Source organism: Nereida sp. MMG025, assembly GCF_021654165.1.
Taxonomy (GTDB): Bacteria; Pseudomonadota; Alphaproteobacteria; order Rhodobacterales; family Rhodobacteraceae; genus Nereida.
Window position 1 is genome coordinate 494,595 of the sequence record NZ_JAKFZN010000002.1, and the last position, 15,881, is coordinate 510,475.

General features: G+C 58.1%; 15 protein-coding genes. 9 read left to right on the plus strand and 6 right to left on the minus strand.

Annotation, left to right across the window (positions count from 1 at the left end; genetic code table 11):
* The first annotated feature begins 60 nt into the window (after positions 1-60).
* Positions 61-1,257: an ROK family transcriptional regulator gene (locus L1065_RS08540; RefSeq protein ID WP_237095040.1), complete on the plus strand. Its 1,197-nt coding sequence runs from the start codon at positions 61-63 to the stop codon at positions 1,255-1,257.
* 8 nt (positions 1,258-1,265) lie between these two features.
* On the opposite strand, the gene tcuA is transcribed toward L1065_RS08540, so the two are convergent.
* Entirely contained in the window at positions 1,266-2,732 is a 1,467-nt protein-coding gene (tcuA, locus tag L1065_RS08545; protein WP_237095041.1) for an FAD-dependent tricarballylate dehydrogenase TcuA, read from the minus strand.
* A gap of 65 nt (positions 2,733-2,797) precedes the next feature.
* Here tcuA and L1065_RS08550 point away from each other — a divergent pair, with 65 nt between their 5' ends.
* Positions 2,798-3,445: a GntR family transcriptional regulator gene (locus L1065_RS08550; RefSeq protein WP_237095042.1), complete on the plus strand. Its 648-nt coding sequence runs from the start codon at positions 2,798-2,800 to the stop codon at positions 3,443-3,445.
* Positions 3,442-4,470, plus strand: a complete 1,029-nt coding sequence (locus L1065_RS08555; protein WP_237095043.1) for an AbrB family transcriptional regulator — start codon at positions 3,442-3,444, stop codon at positions 4,468-4,470. The genes L1065_RS08550 and L1065_RS08555 overlap by 4 nt, the downstream gene beginning before the upstream one ends.
* Here the strand turns inward: L1065_RS08555 and L1065_RS08560 are convergent.
* The 4 genes from L1065_RS08560 to L1065_RS08575 all read right to left on the minus strand — a co-directional run bounded on the left by L1065_RS08560 (position 4,448) and on the right by L1065_RS08575 (position 9,694).
* A complete protein-coding gene (locus L1065_RS08560; protein ID WP_237095044.1) occupies positions 4,448-5,416 on the minus strand; it encodes a D-2-hydroxyacid dehydrogenase family protein in 969 nt (322 codons plus the stop codon). The two genes, L1065_RS08555 and L1065_RS08560, sit on opposite strands and share 23 nt — an antisense overlap.
* Positions 5,413-6,504, minus strand: coding sequence for a 4-oxalomesaconate tautomerase (locus L1065_RS08565; RefSeq protein WP_237095045.1), 1,092 nt, complete (start codon positions 6,502-6,504; stop codon positions 5,413-5,415). Before L1065_RS08565 ends, L1065_RS08560 begins: the two co-directional genes overlap by 4 nt.
* A complete protein-coding gene (locus tag L1065_RS08570; RefSeq protein WP_237095046.1) occupies positions 6,501-8,528 on the minus strand; it encodes a tripartite tricarboxylate transporter permease in 2,028 nt (675 codons plus the stop codon). Before L1065_RS08570 ends, L1065_RS08565 begins: the two co-directional genes overlap by 4 nt.
* A gap of 74 nt (positions 8,529-8,602) precedes the next feature.
* On the minus strand, positions 8,603-9,694 hold the full coding sequence (locus L1065_RS08575) for a tricarboxylate transporter (RefSeq protein ID WP_237095047.1): 1,092 nt from the start codon (positions 9,692-9,694) through the stop codon (positions 8,603-8,605).
* 136 nt (positions 9,695-9,830) lie between these two features.
* On the opposite strand from L1065_RS08575, the gene L1065_RS08580 reads away from it, so the two are divergent.
* The 6 genes from L1065_RS08580 (at position 9,831) to L1065_RS08605 (ending at position 14,595) form a co-directional block, all read left to right on the plus strand.
* Positions 9,831-10,499, plus strand: coding sequence for a response regulator (locus tag L1065_RS08580; RefSeq protein ID WP_237095048.1), 669 nt, complete (start codon positions 9,831-9,833; stop codon positions 10,497-10,499).
* On the plus strand, positions 10,496-11,854 hold the full coding sequence (locus tag L1065_RS08585) for a sensor histidine kinase (RefSeq protein WP_237095049.1): 1,359 nt from the start codon (positions 10,496-10,498) through the stop codon (positions 11,852-11,854). Before L1065_RS08580 ends, L1065_RS08585 begins: the two co-directional genes overlap by 4 nt.
* A gap of 129 nt (positions 11,855-11,983) precedes the next feature.
* On the plus strand, positions 11,984-12,772 hold the full coding sequence (locus L1065_RS08590; protein WP_237095050.1) for an exodeoxyribonuclease III: 789 nt from the start codon (positions 11,984-11,986) through the stop codon (positions 12,770-12,772).
* 55 nt (positions 12,773-12,827) lie between these two features.
* Positions 12,828-13,739 carry a thioredoxin gene (gene trxA / locus L1065_RS08595; RefSeq protein ID WP_237095051.1) on the plus strand — a complete coding sequence of 304 codons (912 nt, stop codon included), beginning with the start codon at positions 12,828-12,830 and terminating at the stop codon, positions 13,737-13,739.
* A gap of 26 nt (positions 13,740-13,765) precedes the next feature.
* Entirely contained in the window at positions 13,766-14,404 is a 639-nt protein-coding gene (locus L1065_RS08600; protein WP_237095052.1) for an LON peptidase substrate-binding domain-containing protein, read from the plus strand.
* On the plus strand, positions 14,401-14,595 hold the full coding sequence (locus L1065_RS08605; protein ID WP_237095053.1) for a Trm112 family protein: 195 nt from the start codon (positions 14,401-14,403) through the stop codon (positions 14,593-14,595). The genes L1065_RS08600 and L1065_RS08605 overlap by 4 nt, the downstream gene beginning before the upstream one ends.
* On the opposite strand, the gene L1065_RS08610 is transcribed toward L1065_RS08605, so the two are convergent.
* The gene (locus L1065_RS08610) at positions 14,592-15,851 is read right to left on the minus strand and encodes an FAD-dependent oxidoreductase (protein WP_237095054.1); all 1,260 of its coding nucleotides are present in this window, start codon (positions 15,849-15,851) and stop codon (positions 14,592-14,594) included. The two genes, L1065_RS08605 and L1065_RS08610, sit on opposite strands and share 4 nt — an antisense overlap.
* Positions 15,852-15,881: the final 30 nt, after the last annotated feature.

Below are 15,881 nucleotides of genomic sequence, written 5' to 3' on the forward strand. Positions count from 1 at the left end.
TTAGTTAAGTTTTTTTATTAATCTATTTACCTGCATTTGAGGGCTGTTATGGTGCAAGGCATGGAAGATGGACTCATCAGATCGATCAGCACAGGCCTGAGCCAGAAAGGGGTTCGGGATCATAATGAACGGCTGTTGCTGTCCTTGCTTCAGCGAAATGGTCCGATGCCGGGGAGTGATTTATCCAAGTTGGCAGAACTGTCCCCGCCAACGGTTTCGGCCATCCTGCGCCGCCTTGAAGGGGAGGGTATTCTTGAGCGTGGAGACCCGGTGCGCGGCAAGGTCGGCAAGCCGTCTATCCCGATGCGGTTGGCGTCGGACGGTGTGTTTTCTTTCGGTCTGAAGATCGGTCGCAGGTCTGCCGAGCTTGTGCTTATTGATCTGCATGGGGGGCTGCGCGAAGAACGGCACCTGACCTACACAGCCCCCTTTCCCCGCGATATTTTTGATTTTTTGGAAGATGGCGTGCGCAGTATCGTGGCAGGGATGCATCCCGAACATGCCGCGCGCATTTGTGGCCTTGGGATCGCCGCCCCCTTTGAAATGTGGAATTGGCCAGACCCGTCCAAGGACAGATCAGCCGCCTTCGCACCATGGGAAAGCATCGATCTGAAAGAAGAAGCACAATTACGCACGCAGCTTCCTGTCTTGCTTCTGAATGATGCAACGGCGGCCTGTCAGGCCGAACACACATATGGTCGGGGTAAAGAATTTCGGGACTACGCCTACTTCTTTATTGGCGCGTTCATTGGCGGCGGGATCGTATTGAACAATTCGGTCTTTGAAGGGCGGCAGGGAAATGCGGGCGCGCTCGGATCGCTGCGCAGCATCGGTCCCAACGGCGAAAGTATGCAGTTGGTCGATATGGCATCGATCCACCAGTTAGAGCTGCGTTTGCGAGAAGTCGATCTTGATCCGCAGCAGCTTTGGTCCGACCCTGACAGCTGGCACAACCTGTCACGCTATGTGGACCCATGGCTTGGCCAGACTGCACAGGAACTTGCCAAGGCCGCGTTGTCGACATGCTCGGTCATCGATTTTGAGGCGATCCTGATCGATGGGGCCTTTCCTGCCCGCGTCCGTGATGACCTTGTCAGCCGTGTGCGCCGCTATGTTGTGACCCAAGACACACGCGGCCTGTTCCTGCCCCGTATCGAGGGGGGCAGCATCGGCAGTAAGGCCCGCGCCATTGGTGCCGCAACACGCCCTATTGGCGCGCAATTTATGATGCAGGCAAGCGTTGGTCTGGCGTCGTAGCGGGCTGGCTAGGCGGCTGCGCCTTGGCCTGCGCAGCGCCCGAACACCGCGCCCGATGTGAGGCCCGACCCGCCCGGGTAGCCCTCAAAAAACACGCCGCCCACCATTTCGCCTGCGGCGAACAGCCCGCTGATGGCGGTGCCGCTCGTGTCCAGAACCTCGCAGTTTCGGGACACTTTCAGGCCGCCATATGTAAAGGTGATCCCGCCTGTGACGGGATAGGCCTTGAACGGTGGGGTATCAAATTTCTGCGCCCAGTTTGATTTGGGCAGTGGCAGGCCGGGTGTGTTTTTGCCATCTAGCGATGTTGGATCAAATGGCACGTCCTCGTTTACGGCTTGGTTGAATGCCTCAAGCGTGGCGCGGGCGGCGGCGGCATCAACGCCTTCCAGTTTGTCGCACAGCGAATCAAGCGTGTCGGCCTGAACATAATGGGCATCGTGGAAGCGGTATTCGGCATAAAGCAGGTCATCGACTTTTGCGTCAAAGATCTGCCATGCAAAGTGACCCGGTTGCTCCAGCACGGCTTTGCCGAATTGGGCGTATGTATAGTTGCGGAAATTTTCGCCTTCATCGACGAAACGTGCGCCATTGGCATTGAGCATGACGCCAAGGAAGTAGCAGATTTTGCGATAGTTCTTGCGCTCGCCCGCGGGCAGATCAAGGTTGGCGTAATCGGGCATATGCAGGTCCATTGGGGTGGCGTGGCAGCCATCGATGAGGCCGTAGTTTTGTGCCCCGACCTGCAGGGCCATGGCCAGCCCATCGCCTGTGTTCATCGGCGTGCCGCGCACCTTGGCCTTGTCCCAATGGCCGCCCATCCAGTCGCGGCGCCGCTCGGTGCTGGCCTCGAACCCACCGCAGGCAAGGATCACGGCATCGGCCATGATCTGCGTTTCGCCGACCGTGACACCGACCACATGGCCGTCGTGGGTGATCAGGCTGGTGACGGGGCTTTGATAACGGATTTCGCCGCCCAGACGTTTGAATGCGGCCAGTTCCATATCGAACAGGCCAACGCCTTCGTTTTCGGCGGCAAGCGTCAGGCCACCCCAAAAGACGTGGCGGCCATCCTTCTCGAAACTCTGGCGTGAGTAGATGGGTTCGAATTTCACGCCATGATGGCCAAGCCATTGCATGGCGGGCAGCGACTGTTCGATCAGATGCTCTTGTTCGGGTGACAATGGACGCCCGCCATTGAACATCAGCAGGTCATCGGCAAATTTCGCGGTTGTGTAGCCGCCGAAGTCGGTCTTGGCCAATCGCGGATCATCTGTGTCTTTCAGCAGGGGCATCAGATCATCGACGCCGTCATAGGCAAAGCGCATCGCGCCTGCGGTGTATTTTGTGTTGCCACCTGCCAGTGCCTCGTCTGCCTTTTCCAGCATCAAGACCCGAGCGCCTGCTTCCAATGCGGCGATGCCTGCGCACAGGGCGGCGTTGCCTGACCCGACGACGATGATCTGCTTTGACATATGCGATTCCTCTCTTTATCAAGCTGTGTATCCAAGCGGATACAATTTGAAAAGAGAGTTTATTCATGCAGGTTGATCCGACCGATTTGTCCCAAGGGGGCGTTGCCTTTGCCAAGTTGATGCAGGCGATCGAAACGGGGCTGTATCAACCCGGTGATCGGCTGCGTGAGGTTGAGATTGCCGAACGATTGTCACTTTCGCGCACGCCGATCCGCGAAGCCCTGCGCCGTCTAGAGGCTGAAAACATCGTGGAACATCGCCCGCGTGTCGGCGCGGTCATTCGCAAACTTGGTCAGGCCGAAGTGGTCGAGCTGTATGAAATGCGGCTGGTGTTGGAACGCACAGCGGCAGAAATGGCTGCCAAACATAGTGTAGAGGCAGAGATCGACGCGCTTGCAGCGTTGAACGAAGATATCAGCAAGACCCATGATGACGCCGCCCGCGCATCGGCCATCAATCAGAAATTCCATCAGGCTGTCTATCTGGCGGGGCGGAACCGGTTTTTGCTGGATGCCGCGCGTGCCATCAATAACGCGCTGCTGTTGTTGGGGCCGACCACCTTGGCCGATGCCGATAGGATCGCCACCGTTGTCCATCAACACAGTCAGATTATCGACGCCATCAGTGCAGGCGACATAGAGGGTGCGGGTGCTGCGGCAGAGGCACATTTGCAAACCTCGCTGCGCTATCGGCTCAGGGTCATGCGCGGATGAAGCGGATTGCCACAACCCATTTGATCGCAGGGCTTGGTGTGGCCGTGTTTCACGTAGCTGGCTTGCCGCTGCCGTGGTTGTTGGGACCGATCATCGCCTGTCTGATTGCCGCGTTGTTGGGTGCGCAGATGAAAAGTATTCCCGTTTTGAACAACGCGATGCGTTCGATCCTTGGTGTGGCCGTGGGCGCAACATTTACCACCGCCTTGGTGGTCAGCATGGCGGGCTATTGGACAACGCTGATGCTGGTGCCCTTCATGGTGTTTCTGATTGGCTTGATCGGCGTGCCGTATTTCCAGCGCCTTTGGGGGTTTGATTTCGCGACCAGTTACTATTCCGCGATGCCCGGCGGCTTGCAGGATATGCTTTTGTTTGGCGAAGAAGCGGGCGGCGACGTGCGCGCGCTGTCGTTGATCCATGCGACCCGCGTGATGGTGATTGTGGTGGCCTTGCCGTTTATCCTGAAAGGCTATTGGGGCGTTGATCTGAGTAATCCCCCCGGTGTGCCCGCCGCAACGCTGCCCCTTTCGCAGCTTGCCCTGATGGTGGTTGCGGGGCTGGCGGGGTGGCAAATTGCAAAAGCCGTCGGGCTTTTTGGCGCGTCTATTCTTGGGCCCATGATCCTTGCGGGTCTTTTGGCCTTGGCGGGACTGTTGCAGCATCGCCCACCTGCCGAGGCGATCTGGGCCGCGCAGTTTTTCATTGGCATGTCCGTGGGCACAAAATACGCAGGCGTCACAGCCGCAGAAGTGCGCCGCGATGTGACGGCGGCACTGGGATTTTGCCTGATCCTTCTGGTGCTGTCGGCGGGCTTTGTCGAGGTGATCCACCTGTTTGCGCTTGCCCCGCCGATGGAAACTTTGCTGGCCTTTGCGCCAGGTGGTCAGGCCGAAATGACGGTGCTTGCACTGATTGCGGGTGCCGATCTGGCTTTTGTCATCGCACACCATGTTTTGCGGATTGTGACCGTTATCGTGGGAGCGCCTGTTGCAGCACGGTTGTTCAGCCAGCACTCTCGGGATTGATAACATTGATCGGCGCGCCTGCATCATAGGCATTGATCTGGTCGAAAATATCACTGAACTGCAGATCAAATTCGTCCTCTGTCACATAGCCGATGTGGGGCGTTGGCAGCACGTTGGGGTGGGTTAGAAGGATGTTGCCCGTGTCGCGCATCGGTTCGCTATCAAAGACATCGACGGCTGCGTGTATGCGGCCTTTGGCGATTTCGGCTTCCAGAACGCCCGCGCCAATTAGGCCAGAGCGGGATGTGTTCACCAGCAGACTGCGCGGCGCCATCGCCGCCAGATCATCCGCGGTGATAATGCCCTGCGTTGCGGGTTTGAGACGGACATGCAGGCTGACAATATCGGAGGTTGCAAAAAATGCGGCGCGGCTGTTGGCCAGCGTGCGCCCATCGGCTTGCGCACGCACGCGCCCCTCGTCAGAGGCCCACCATTGCACATTCATCCCGATCGCTTCGGCGTAGTCCGCGACGGCCTGCGCGATCCGCCCGTAGCCGTAAAGCCCAAGCGTGCGTCCATGCAGCGTGCGTCCCACGCCCATCTGCCAATCGCCTGCGCGGATGCTGGCCACCTGCTGCGGGATCTGGCGATAACTGGCCAGCATAAGGGCCAGTGTCATTTCGGCTGCCGCATAGTTCGGGCCACCGCCTGACATGTTCGAACACAGCATAACGCCGTTTGCGCTGCAGGCATCAACGTCGATATGGGGGTAGACGCTGCGCTGGCTGATCAGTTTGAGGTTTGGCACGCGGCCAAGCAGCTCTGCTCCGATCTGGGTGCGTTCGCGAAACAAAACCAATGCTTGGGCGTCCTGAATGCGGGCGGCCAGCTTTGCGGGGTCAGGCTCATGATCGGTCCAGACGGTGACATCGTGGTCGTTCAGTTTTTCAAAACATGGCAAGCCGCGCAGGGTGTCGAACCAATCGTCGAGGATGTGAACCTTCATGTGGTGCTCCAAATTGATGCGGGGATCATCACTTCGCCCCGTGCAAGAAGCCGTGCCGTGCGCACCAATCCAGCAGAGCGCAGATCAATGCCATCGGCGGTCAGGTCATAGTCGACAAGCACATCAATCTGGCCCGACGCATGTTCCAACGTGACCTTTGCGGGCCGTTCATTGGAGCGGTGCGCCATACCCTGTGCCACGGTGCCCGGTGTGAGCACACAAGAGGCAAGGCATTGCGCGCCTGTCACGGCCATTGTCGGGTGGGTTTTCCACGGCATGAAATAGCGGGTTGCGATGGTCCCGCCATCCTTGGCAGGGGCCAAAAGCCCGAATTTCGGCGTGACAGAGGACGCTACATCCGCAATGCCCATCGCCTCGCCTGCTTGGATGCGCACGGCTTCCATTGCGGCGAAAAACTCTGTGTTGTTGTTCAGCTCGTCCGCGCTTTCATAGCCCGACAGGCCAAAGGCCGTGGCCTTTGCGATCACCATGGGCATGGCGACATCCATGCAGGTGACATCGACGCCAGCGAAGGTATCGATCAGATGACCAGTAGGCAAAAAGGCACCTGTCGCCCCACCGATCGTATCCATGAATTGCAACGCAACGGGCGCAGATGTGCCGGGCACACCGTCAATCGCGGCGCTGCCCTCGTATGCGACGGCGCCTGTTGGGGTTTGCACCGTTGCAATGACCCGCGCCCCCGTATTGACGGCGCGTATTTTGACGTCCGTTTGTCCGTGCGACGCGGGCATCAATCCCATTTCGAGTGCGGCAGGGCCAACGCCAGACAGGATGTTGCCGCAGGTCGGTTTGAAATCGACTGTTTGGTCTTCAACACTTACTTGGGCAAAAAAATAGTCGATATCGGCCCAGTCATCATCCGATTGGGACAGCATGGCGACTTTGGTCGTCACTGCATTGCCACCGCCGATCCCGTCGATGTTTAACGGATGACCCGAGCCGACCATAGCAATCAACACCTGCGCCAAAGTCTCGCGATCTTCTGGCAGATCAGCGCGGTTCAGATATGGGCCACGCGATGTGCCGCCACGCATGAACAGGAAGGGAATTGCGGTCTGGGTCATGTCAGTGGCCACGGCAGTTCGAAATAGCTTTGCAACAGCCCCGGCGGGAAATCGCGGTTCAGGGTCCACGCCATTGCACAGATGAAGGCGATACCAATGCCCGTGTAGACGGTTGCGTAAATCCAGCTTTTGCCCGCCCGCAGGCGGATGAACAGCAACAAAAAGCCTGCGAGTGCGAGGATGAAACCGACGATGGCAGAGGCGATCAGCAGACTTGCAAACCACCCCAAGGTGGCCCAAAGCCCATGCACGTTTTCGCCTGCGTCTTCGGCCTCTCGATCTGCAAAGATCGCCGAGGTTTCATCCGCACGCATCATCTGCACAAGTAAGAGCGCACAGCCGATCAGGGCGACGGTGGCCACAAACACAGGGAACACACGGTCCATGCGGGCAAAGTCCGGTATGATCGCCGCGTTCCAGTAGGCCAGTGCGATGTAGGCCGTGACCGCCAGCAAGAAGATGATGGGCGCACGTTTGCTGCCTGATGCGACGGCGCCTTCGGCCTGAATGTTCTTGGACTGGCGCAGGCCGATGACGACCGACAGCAGGGTGATAATGACCAGCACGATCACGATGGGGCTGAAGATATATTCGATGCCTTCTTCAAAGCCACGGCGGAACCGTGATGCGCCGATCTGGTAGGCTTGGTTGGTGTAGCGTTCAGCAGGGCCCGCCAGAACAAAGCCGATCAGAAAGGCAGGGCGCGACCAGTCAAAGCGCCGCATCAAGATACCCAGAAGGCCGATCCCGAACAGTGCGACCAAGTCCCAGATTTCCTGACGCGACTGGAACGCGGCAAAAGCAATAATCATAAAAAGGAACGGGGCCAGCAGGGCGAAACGGATTTCGGTCAGTTTCGCAATGCCGCCAGAGGCTGCGATGCAGATGATCGTGCCTGCAACATTCGCCAGCGCCAAAAGCCAGACAATGGCATAGGTGAAATCAAGGTTGTTTTTCAGCATCGATGGGCCGACCTCGATCGAGCCTGTTCCAAGCAAAGCCACTGCCGAAATGAAGATCGCCATAGAGCCCGAGCCGGGAATGCCGAACAACAGTGTTGGCACCAGCCCGCCACCTTCTTTGGCGTTGTTCGAGCTTTCTGGCCCGATCACGCCACGCACGTCACCAGATCCGAAGCCTGATTTGTCTTTGGAAGTTTGCACCGCGTGGCCGTAAGCGATCCAGTCCACGACGGATCCGCCAAGGCCCGGGATGACGCCCACAACCACACCAATCAGCGAGCAACGCACAGACAGCCATTTATTGGCCCACCAGTCTTTGACGCCCTCTGCCCAACCGCCACCCAAGGGCGCGCGATCGGAAATGGCCCTGTCACGACGCAACAGCGCTACGATTTCGGGGATGGCAAAGATGCCAAGACCCACGATGACCAGTTTCAGACCATCAACCAGATAAGGCATGTCGTAAGTGGACATGCGCAGCGCGCCCGAGCTGGCCCCTTCGCCAATCGTTCCCACAAGGATGCCAAGGCATGCAGCAACCAGGCCCTTAAGCGCAACGCGCCCTGCAAGAATACCCACCATCGACAGACCGAAGATGGTAATCATCAGCAGTTCGGGGGTTTGAAACAGCAAAACAATGGGGCGCGCGGCAAGGATGAAAACGGTCAGGAAGGCAGCGCCAACCAGACCACCAAAAAGCGATGAGGCGAAAGCGGCCGACAAAGCCCGCGCGGCCTGACCTTTCTTTGCCATTGGAAAGCCGTCCAGAACGGTGGCTTGGGACGCCGATGATCCCGGAATACCCATCAGGACGGACGCGAAGGTATCGGATGTGGGGACAACGGCCACCATGCCGACCATCAGGGCCAGTCCAGTGACAGGCTCCATGCCGAACATGAATGGCAACAAAAGCGACAGGCCCGCGATGCCGCCCAAACCGGGAAAGACCCCGATGCAAAGCCCCATGACCACGCCAAGAAGCAGATAGCCAATCACATGCGGTTGTAAGATCATTGCAAATGCGTCGTTCAACGCAGGCAATGCTGTTGCAAAGACCTCCATAACGGCCCCCGATTATATGCGCTGGAAAAGAAGAAACCCCACCCGCTGATACGCGGATGGGGTTGATTGGTGGGTTACTGAAGAACGACGCCGTAACGTTCGCTCAGCCAGTTGATCACGAAGTCTTTGGCTTCTTGTGGCACGTCTGTCGCGCTGGCCATTGCGGTTTTTGCCGCATCACCTGTCAGCTGTGGATAGACGCCCAGACGCGCTTTGCTGATTTCTGCGAAATCCTCGCGTTGCTGGATGGCTGCGAAGGCCTCGGTGAATGTGGCGACTGCCGCGTCAGGCGCACCTGCTGGCAAAAACACCATCTTTTGGGCAGGGAAACCTGCAACAAAGAACGCTTTCCACGCATCCCACTGCTCGCCCGAAGTTTCGCAGCCTTCGGTGGCGTCGCAGACTTCTTTGAAGGTTGGCATGTCAGGGAACGTCGGGTCACGCACGATGTTGCCTTCTGCATCCAGTGCCCCGAACGAGAACCAAGGTGCCGCTGTGCCCGCTTCGACCAGAGGGGTCACGCCCGACAGGAAGCTGGACGATGTCTGGTAATCGATGTTGGCTTCACCGCGTTCAAACATCAAGCGGCCATCACCGCGCCCTTCGATGCCGAATACGGGCTCAACCTGAAGGCCAAGCATTTCCCATGCCAGCAGCGGCACGAGGTCTAGACGGGTCGCCCCTTGGGAACCATAGATGAAGTCTTCGTCGCGCAGAGCAGATGCATCACCACCTTCGCCCAGTTGCGCCGACAATTCAGGTGGAAGATAGGCCACGCCGCCTGTGCCCGAAGCAAGAACCACGTTCCAATCGCTATATTCATAGCGCACGCGTGGATCGCTTAGCAGGTAGGGGAACTGGGTCGACCCCGACGAACCAAAGATGGTTGTGCCATCCTCGTATTCCATTTCCTGAAACGCGTTGGCCCCTTTGGTTGAGCCTGCGCCGGGGTTGAATGTGACAACAACCGTTGGGTTGCCGGGCAGCGCTTCGGACAGCAATGGCGCGTAGAAGTTGGCCCATTTGGCCGAACCGCCCGTTTCCGAGAACGGGATGATCCATTCCACAGTCTTGCCAGCCAGATCAATCGAATGGCCTTCGGCAGCGGCGTGTGTGGCCACCAAAGCGGATGTGAGCGCGAGCGCGCCCAGAGTTTTCTTGAGCATGTGTTTTCCTCCCAGAAGGACCAAATTGGCCCCTAAATACAGAATCAGAAGGCCTCCTCGCCTCCTTGATGCCGCGACCGTGCAGTGGCATCCTTGCGTGAACCTTGCATCGCCGATTTTAATTGAGGAGCAGCCTGTGCGGATCCTGCTTGTCGAAGACAACATCTCTGTCGCCAAAGGCATCCGCTATTATTTGCGGGATGCAGGCCATGCGGTGGATATGCTGCACAACGGAGCAGAGGCCGACATGGTGCTGCGCGACGAGGACGTGGATATAATCGTACTGGACATCAATCTGCCGGACATGGACGGGCTGACCATTCTACGCCACATGCGGACGCGCGATGATCAAAGGCCGGTTTTGCTGCTGACCGCCCAGGCCGAAACGGAAGACAAAATTACGGGCCTTGATGCGGGTGCAGATGATTATCTGAGCAAACCCTTCGAGATGGAAGAATTCGGCGCGCGCATCAGGGCTTTGTCGCGCCGCGTGATCGAAAAGCCCAAACAGGTGCGATCCGTTGGAAACCTGACGTTTGATCAGACGGCCCGCATGGTGATTGGCCCCGATGGGCCGCTTGATATTCCGCGTCGTGAGGTCGCTTTGTTTGAACGGCTTCTTCTGGCCAATGGCCGTATCGTGTCCAAACAGGCCCTTTTGGACAGCCTTTATGGCACGGGATCGGATGTCGATGAGCCTGTTGTGGAGGTGTATGTGTCACGACTGCGCAAAAGGCTGCGGCCCTTCGGTGTTGCGATCAACGTCAAGCGTGGCTTGGGCTACATGCTTCAGGGGGCGGTATGAGGCAGAGCCTTTCGCTGCGCGGGCGATTGACCCTGATTATTCTGCTGCCGCTGATCCTTGTGGCGGTATTGATTGGGACCTGGGCCTATGTTGATGCGCAAACCAATGCCGCGGAACGGTTTGATCGGTCTTTGCTTTCCACGGCGCTAGCTATTTCGCGCGATACGGCCGTGACAGGTGGCGATGCACTTAGCGAAGAAACACGCGATTTGCTGCGCGATACCTCTGGGGGTGCTGTGTTCTATCACGTCTACGCGCCTGACGGTGTGTTTGTGACGGGATATGCCACACCGCCGGTGCCGCCATCCGCGATCGAGCCTGACGCCACCCAAAGCTACTATGATGCGAATTATCAGCGTGATCCCGTCCGCGCATTACGATTTTCCCAAACCACGACAATTGACGGAATATCCGGCCCCTTCACCTTTACCGTGTGGCAAAAAACATCGGTGCGGGATGGTTTTGTGGCGTCGCGCACGGGCCCTGTTTTCCTGATCATCGCGGCGTTGATCGGCGCTTTGGCGGTGATTGTGTGGTTCGGGGTGGCCCGTGGTTTGGCCCCATTGACCGATCTGGAGGAGGCGATTGCGCGTCGGTCCCCGACGGATTTGTCCCCCATCAAGCGGCGTATTCCCCAAGAGGTCCGTGGAATTGTCGGGCGGTTTAACAAATTGTTGGATGATCTGTCGCGCACACTGGATGAAAAGAACGCGTTTATATCAGATGCCGCGCATCAGCTGCGCAATCCGATTGCGGGTGTGCTCAGCCTTGCGGAATCCGTTTCGAATGCCAAAACGCTGGACGATATGCGCGAAAGATCGGCTGATCTGCTTGATGCGGCACGCGACGCAGGCCAACTGGCGAATAATTTGCTGACACTGGAACGCGCGCAAGCAGGCCTGACAGCGCAAAACATGACGCAGTTTGATCCGATGCAGCGTCTGCAGGCGATAGCCGAGAAAAGCAGTGCAATGGCCCGCGAACGGGGGATCGCTTTTGTGTCCGACTTGGATGGTCGCACCACGCATTTGACGGGCGACCCGGTGATGTTTGAGCAGGCGATCCTTAATATTGTCACCAATGCGATGTTACATGGCGGCCCTGATGTGTCGCAAATCCGCCTTGGTGCCAGATACGCGGGGGATTCATTGGTTGTCAGCGTCAAGGACGATGGAAAAGGAATTGCCGAGTGTGATTTTGACCGCGCGTTAGGCCGCTTTAGCCAGATTGGACCGAGTGCAGGATCAGGGCTTGGCCTGCCCATCGCCGCCGCGGTGGCCAAAGGGTTCGGCGGCACACTTGGCCTTAGCAACGATGGCGGGGGGCTTGAGGTGACTCTAAGCTGCCCTTTGTAAATGGCGCAGTGGTTGCACGATCAGACAGGTGAAGGGTCTGCCTGAACGTTAAATCCACCTGCATCCACTGGCACCTAGGGGCATAGTGGTTTAGCACTTGCCTCCACACCCGCTGAAGGAGCCAACCCTATGCCGTTCACACTTGCCACTTGGAACATCAATTCGGTGCGTCTGCGCGAGGATATTGTGCTGAAGCTGCTGCGTGAAGAAGCGCCCGATGTGCTGTGTTTGCAGGAGTGTAAAAGCCCTGTCGAGAAAATCCCGACCGAAGGGTTTGCCGCACTTGGCTACACGCACATGGTGGCGCGGGGGCAGAAGGGGTATAACGGCGTGGCGATCCTGTCGAAACTGCCGATGGTAGAGGCGGGGGCCGAGGATTACGCAGGTCTTGGGCATGCGCGTCACATCGCAGGACGGCTTGAAAACGGTGTCACCATCCACAACCATTATGTGCCAGCGGGCGGGGATGTGGCGGACCGTGCGGTGAACGAAAAATTCGGGCAAAAGCTGGATTATCTGACCGATATGCGGGACGCCTTTGCGGCGGATAAACCTGGCAAAAGCATCCTTGTGGGCGATCTGAACATCGCCCCGCGCGAGGATGATGTTTGGGACCACAAGAAGCTGCTGAAGGTCGTGAGCCACACGCCAATCGAGGTAGAGCATTTTGGACAGGTGATGGACGCAGGCGATTGGCATGATGTGACCCGTGCCGATATTCCTGACGGGCGTCTGTATAGCTGGTGGTCCTATCGGGCCAAGGATTGGGACGCGGCGGACAAGGGCCGGAGGCTGGATCATATCTGGGCGACGGGCGATATTAAGGCAGCCGCGCATGGCAGCCGCGTGGTGCGCGATGCGCGCGGGTGGGAGAAACCATCCGACCATGCCCCCGTTTTTGCGACGTTTGATCTTTGACATATGGCGCGGCGCTGCACATATGTGAGGCAAGGCAATTTGAAGGACTTTTGAGATGTTAGAACTGGGTGGCGGTGGCGTTGCGGATGCCGATCTGATCAAGGACACGTCCGAGGCGACATTCATGCAAGACGTGATCGAGATGTCGCAAACGGTGCCGGTGATTGTGGATTTCTGGGCGCCGTGGTGTGGCCCGTGCAAGACGCTTGGCCCTGCCCTTGAAACTGCGGTCAAAAAGGCAAAGGGCGCGGTGAAGATGGTGAAGATCGACGTGGATCAGAACCAGCAGATTGCAGGGCAGTTGCGTATCCAGTCGATCCCGACGGTTTATGCGTTCTGGCAGGGCCAACCTGTTGATGGGTTTCAAGGCGCTGTGCCGCAGTCTGAATTGGATCAATTTGTGGTGCGTGTCGCCGAATTGGGCGGTGGTAAAGGCGATGGCGGCCTTGGCGATGCGGTGGAGGCGGCAGAAGAAATGCTGGCCGAAGGTGCTGCCGTGGATGCCGCGCAGACCTTTGCCGCTGTGCTTGGCGAGGACCCTAACAACGCGGCCGCCTACGGTGGGCTGATCCGCGCGCATCTGGCACTGGATGACGTGGAGCAGGCAGAGGCAATCCTGAATGGCGCGCCTGCTGAAATCAGCGATGCGCCCGAATTGGAAGCCGCACGCGCGCAATTAGAGCTGGCCAAGCAAGCCGCAAGCGCAGGGCCATTGGACGATCTGCGCCGCGCGGTTGAGGCAAACCCCGACGATCATCAAGCACGGTATGATCTTGCTACTGCGCTGCATGCGGCGGGCGATGTGGAAGGCGCCGTTGATGAATTGCTGGACCTGTTCCGTCGTGATCGCGACTGGAATGATGCCGCGGCCAAAACGCAGCTGTTCACGATTTTCGACGCACTTGAGGCGAAAGACCCGATCGCTTTGAACGGGCGTCGCAAATTGTCGTCGATGATATTTGTCTGATCCAGATCACGGGCTACTTGAGCGTTATGATCAAATCTGCTGACCTGCCCGACACGATCCCTGTTTTTCCGCTGCCCGGTGCGCTGTTGTTGCCACGTGCGCGATTGCCGCTGCATATTTTTGAGCCGCGGTATTTACAGATGATCGAGGATTGCATGAAGACCAGCACGCGGTTGATCGGGATGGTCCAACCCTACGAAGGGCGCGGCGACAACGGCTTGCACGCGATTGGCTGTGCCGGTCGCCTGACGGCGTTTTCCGAAACAGAGGATGGCCGCTATATGGTGACCCTTGCAGGGGCGTCACGGTTTCGGGTGCGCAATGAGGTAACAGGGTTTTCCCCCTATCGCCGCTGCGAGGTGTCATGGGACGGGTTTGATCGCGACCTGGGCCGCGAGGAGACTGACAAGGGCTTTGACAGGCCTGCGTTTTTGGATCTGCTTGCGCGGTTTTTTGAGGACCAGGATCTCAAAACCGATTGGGACAGTCTGAAGGAAGCCGATGAGGAACTGTTGATCAATTCACTGTCGATGCTGTGCCCGTTTGAGCCTGAGGATAAACAGGCTTTGCTGGAAGCCCCAACATTGCAAACGCGGCGCGAGACCCTTGTGACCCTGATCGAATTTGCGCTACGAGGGGGGCAGGCCGAGGAGATTCTGCAATGAGCCACCCTGACCATGCGAACGCGCCCCAATTTGACCCCAAGATGCTAGAGGCACTGGTCTGTCCGCGCACGCAGACGACCTTGGATTATGATGCTAAGGCGCAAGAGCTTATCTCTAAACGGGCGAAACTGGCCTTTCCGATCCGCGCAGGTATCCCGATCCTTTTGGTAGATGAAGCCCGCGCCCTTTAGACCTGTTGGCCTTTCATCAATTTAGGCAAATCACCTGTTAGCCCTGCGGCTTCCCGGATGAAGCTACGGCGAAGTGCTGGCACTTTGTTCACCATCCCCATACCGATATCGCGCAAGCCGCGCAAAAGCGGATTGTCGTTTGAAAAGAGCGCGTTGAACCCGTCAGTCGCCGCCGCAAGCGTGGCCGTATCAAACCTGCGCCATTGTTGATAGCGGCCCAAAACAAGCGGTGATCCAATATCTTCACCGCGGCGCTTGGCCTCGGCCAGCACTTCGACCAAAGCGGCAACATCGCGCAGCCCTGCATTCAGCCCCTGACCTGCGATGGGGTGCACGCCATGCGCCGCATCGCCCACAAGCGCCAGCCGCTCGCCCACAAAGGATTTTGCCAATGTCAGGTTCAGTGGATAGGACCACCGCGCGCCTGCCAGTTTGATATCGCCCAGAAAACTGCCAAAGCGGGGCTTGAGGTGGTCAATAAACGCGGCATCGGCCATCTGCGAGACCTCTTTTGCCGTTTCATGTGTTTCAGACCAAACGATGCTGGATCGGTTGCCTGTAAGCGGCAAGATCGCCAAAGGGCCAGCTGGCATAAAAAACTGATGTGCGATGCCGTTATGGGGCAGATCATGTTCGATGGCGCAGACAAGTGCGGTTTGCCCGTAGTCTTTGAAACTGCGCGCGATGCCCGCACGTTCAGCCGTGGAAGAGCGCCGACCGTCACAGCCGATCAGAACGCGGGCATTGATGCCTGTTCCATCATCCAAAAGGGCGGTCGCGTGCATCGGGTGAATGGATTGGTCGGTGACGGTTTTACCTGTGATATGCGTGATGCTTGTCTCTGCGACGGCCGCCAGAAAGGCCGCACGCAAGTGGCGGTCCTCGACCATGAAGCCCATTGGCCCTTCTTCAATTTCGGCGTGGTCAAAATGCAAAAAGAAGGGTGACGGGCCTTCGCCAGCGCGCCCATCGGTGACCTTGATCTCAAGCATGGGTTGCGCATGATCGTCTAGATCATCCCAAAGGCCTGTTGTGGCCAGCAACCGCTGAGAGGCCAGGGCCAGCGCATACGAGCGCCCATCGAACCCCGCATCGGTGTGATCGGCCAGCGGTTGTGCGTCGATCAATGTCACCGACAGGCCTGCTTGGGCCGCAGTCAGTGCAAGTGCGCAGCCGTTCAGGCCGCCGCCGATAATACAGATATCTTGGATCGTATTCATGGCTTTGGATATGGCGCAGCGCAGGTGATTGTCCATGCGATAAGCTGCCGCTAGGGTGACAGCCAA

What these genes read in the sequence shown, in the direction of transcription:
- L1065_RS08610 (WP_237095054.1), bottom strand. Translation starts at nt 15,851, where the DNA reads ATGGACAATCACCTGCGCTGCGCCATATCCAAAGCCATGAATACGATC.
- L1065_RS08540 (WP_237095040.1), top strand. Translation starts at nt 61, where the DNA reads ATGGAAGATGGACTCATCAGATCGATCAGCACAGGCCTGAGCCAGAAA.
- L1065_RS08550 (WP_237095042.1), top strand. Translation starts at nt 2,798, where the DNA reads ATGCAGGTTGATCCGACCGATTTGTCCCAAGGGGGCGTTGCCTTTGCC.
- L1065_RS08590 (WP_237095050.1), top strand. Translation starts at nt 11,984, where the DNA reads ATGCCGTTCACACTTGCCACTTGGAACATCAATTCGGTGCGTCTGCGC.
- L1065_RS08555 (WP_237095043.1), top strand. Translation starts at nt 3,442, where the DNA reads ATGAAGCGGATTGCCACAACCCATTTGATCGCAGGGCTTGGTGTGGCC.
- L1065_RS08585 (WP_237095049.1), top strand. Translation starts at nt 10,496, where the DNA reads ATGAGGCAGAGCCTTTCGCTGCGCGGGCGATTGACCCTGATTATTCTG.
- L1065_RS08605 (WP_237095053.1), top strand. Translation starts at nt 14,401, where the DNA reads ATGAGCCACCCTGACCATGCGAACGCGCCCCAATTTGACCCCAAGATG.
- L1065_RS08570 (WP_237095046.1), bottom strand. Translation starts at nt 8,528, where the DNA reads ATGGAGGTCTTTGCAACAGCATTGCCTGCGTTGAACGACGCATTTGCA.
- tcuA (WP_237095041.1), bottom strand. Translation starts at nt 2,732, where the DNA reads ATGTCAAAGCAGATCATCGTCGTCGGGTCAGGCAACGCCGCCCTGTGC.
- trxA (WP_237095051.1), top strand. Translation starts at nt 12,828, where the DNA reads ATGTTAGAACTGGGTGGCGGTGGCGTTGCGGATGCCGATCTGATCAAG.
- L1065_RS08575 (WP_237095047.1), bottom strand. Translation starts at nt 9,694, where the DNA reads ATGCTCAAGAAAACTCTGGGCGCGCTCGCGCTCACATCCGCTTTGGTG.
- L1065_RS08600 (WP_237095052.1), top strand. Translation starts at nt 13,766, where the DNA reads ATGATCAAATCTGCTGACCTGCCCGACACGATCCCTGTTTTTCCGCTG.
- L1065_RS08565 (WP_237095045.1), bottom strand. Translation starts at nt 6,504, where the DNA reads ATGACCCAGACCGCAATTCCCTTCCTGTTCATGCGTGGCGGCACATCG.
- L1065_RS08560 (WP_237095044.1), bottom strand. Translation starts at nt 5,416, where the DNA reads ATGAAGGTTCACATCCTCGACGATTGGTTCGACACCCTGCGCGGCTTG.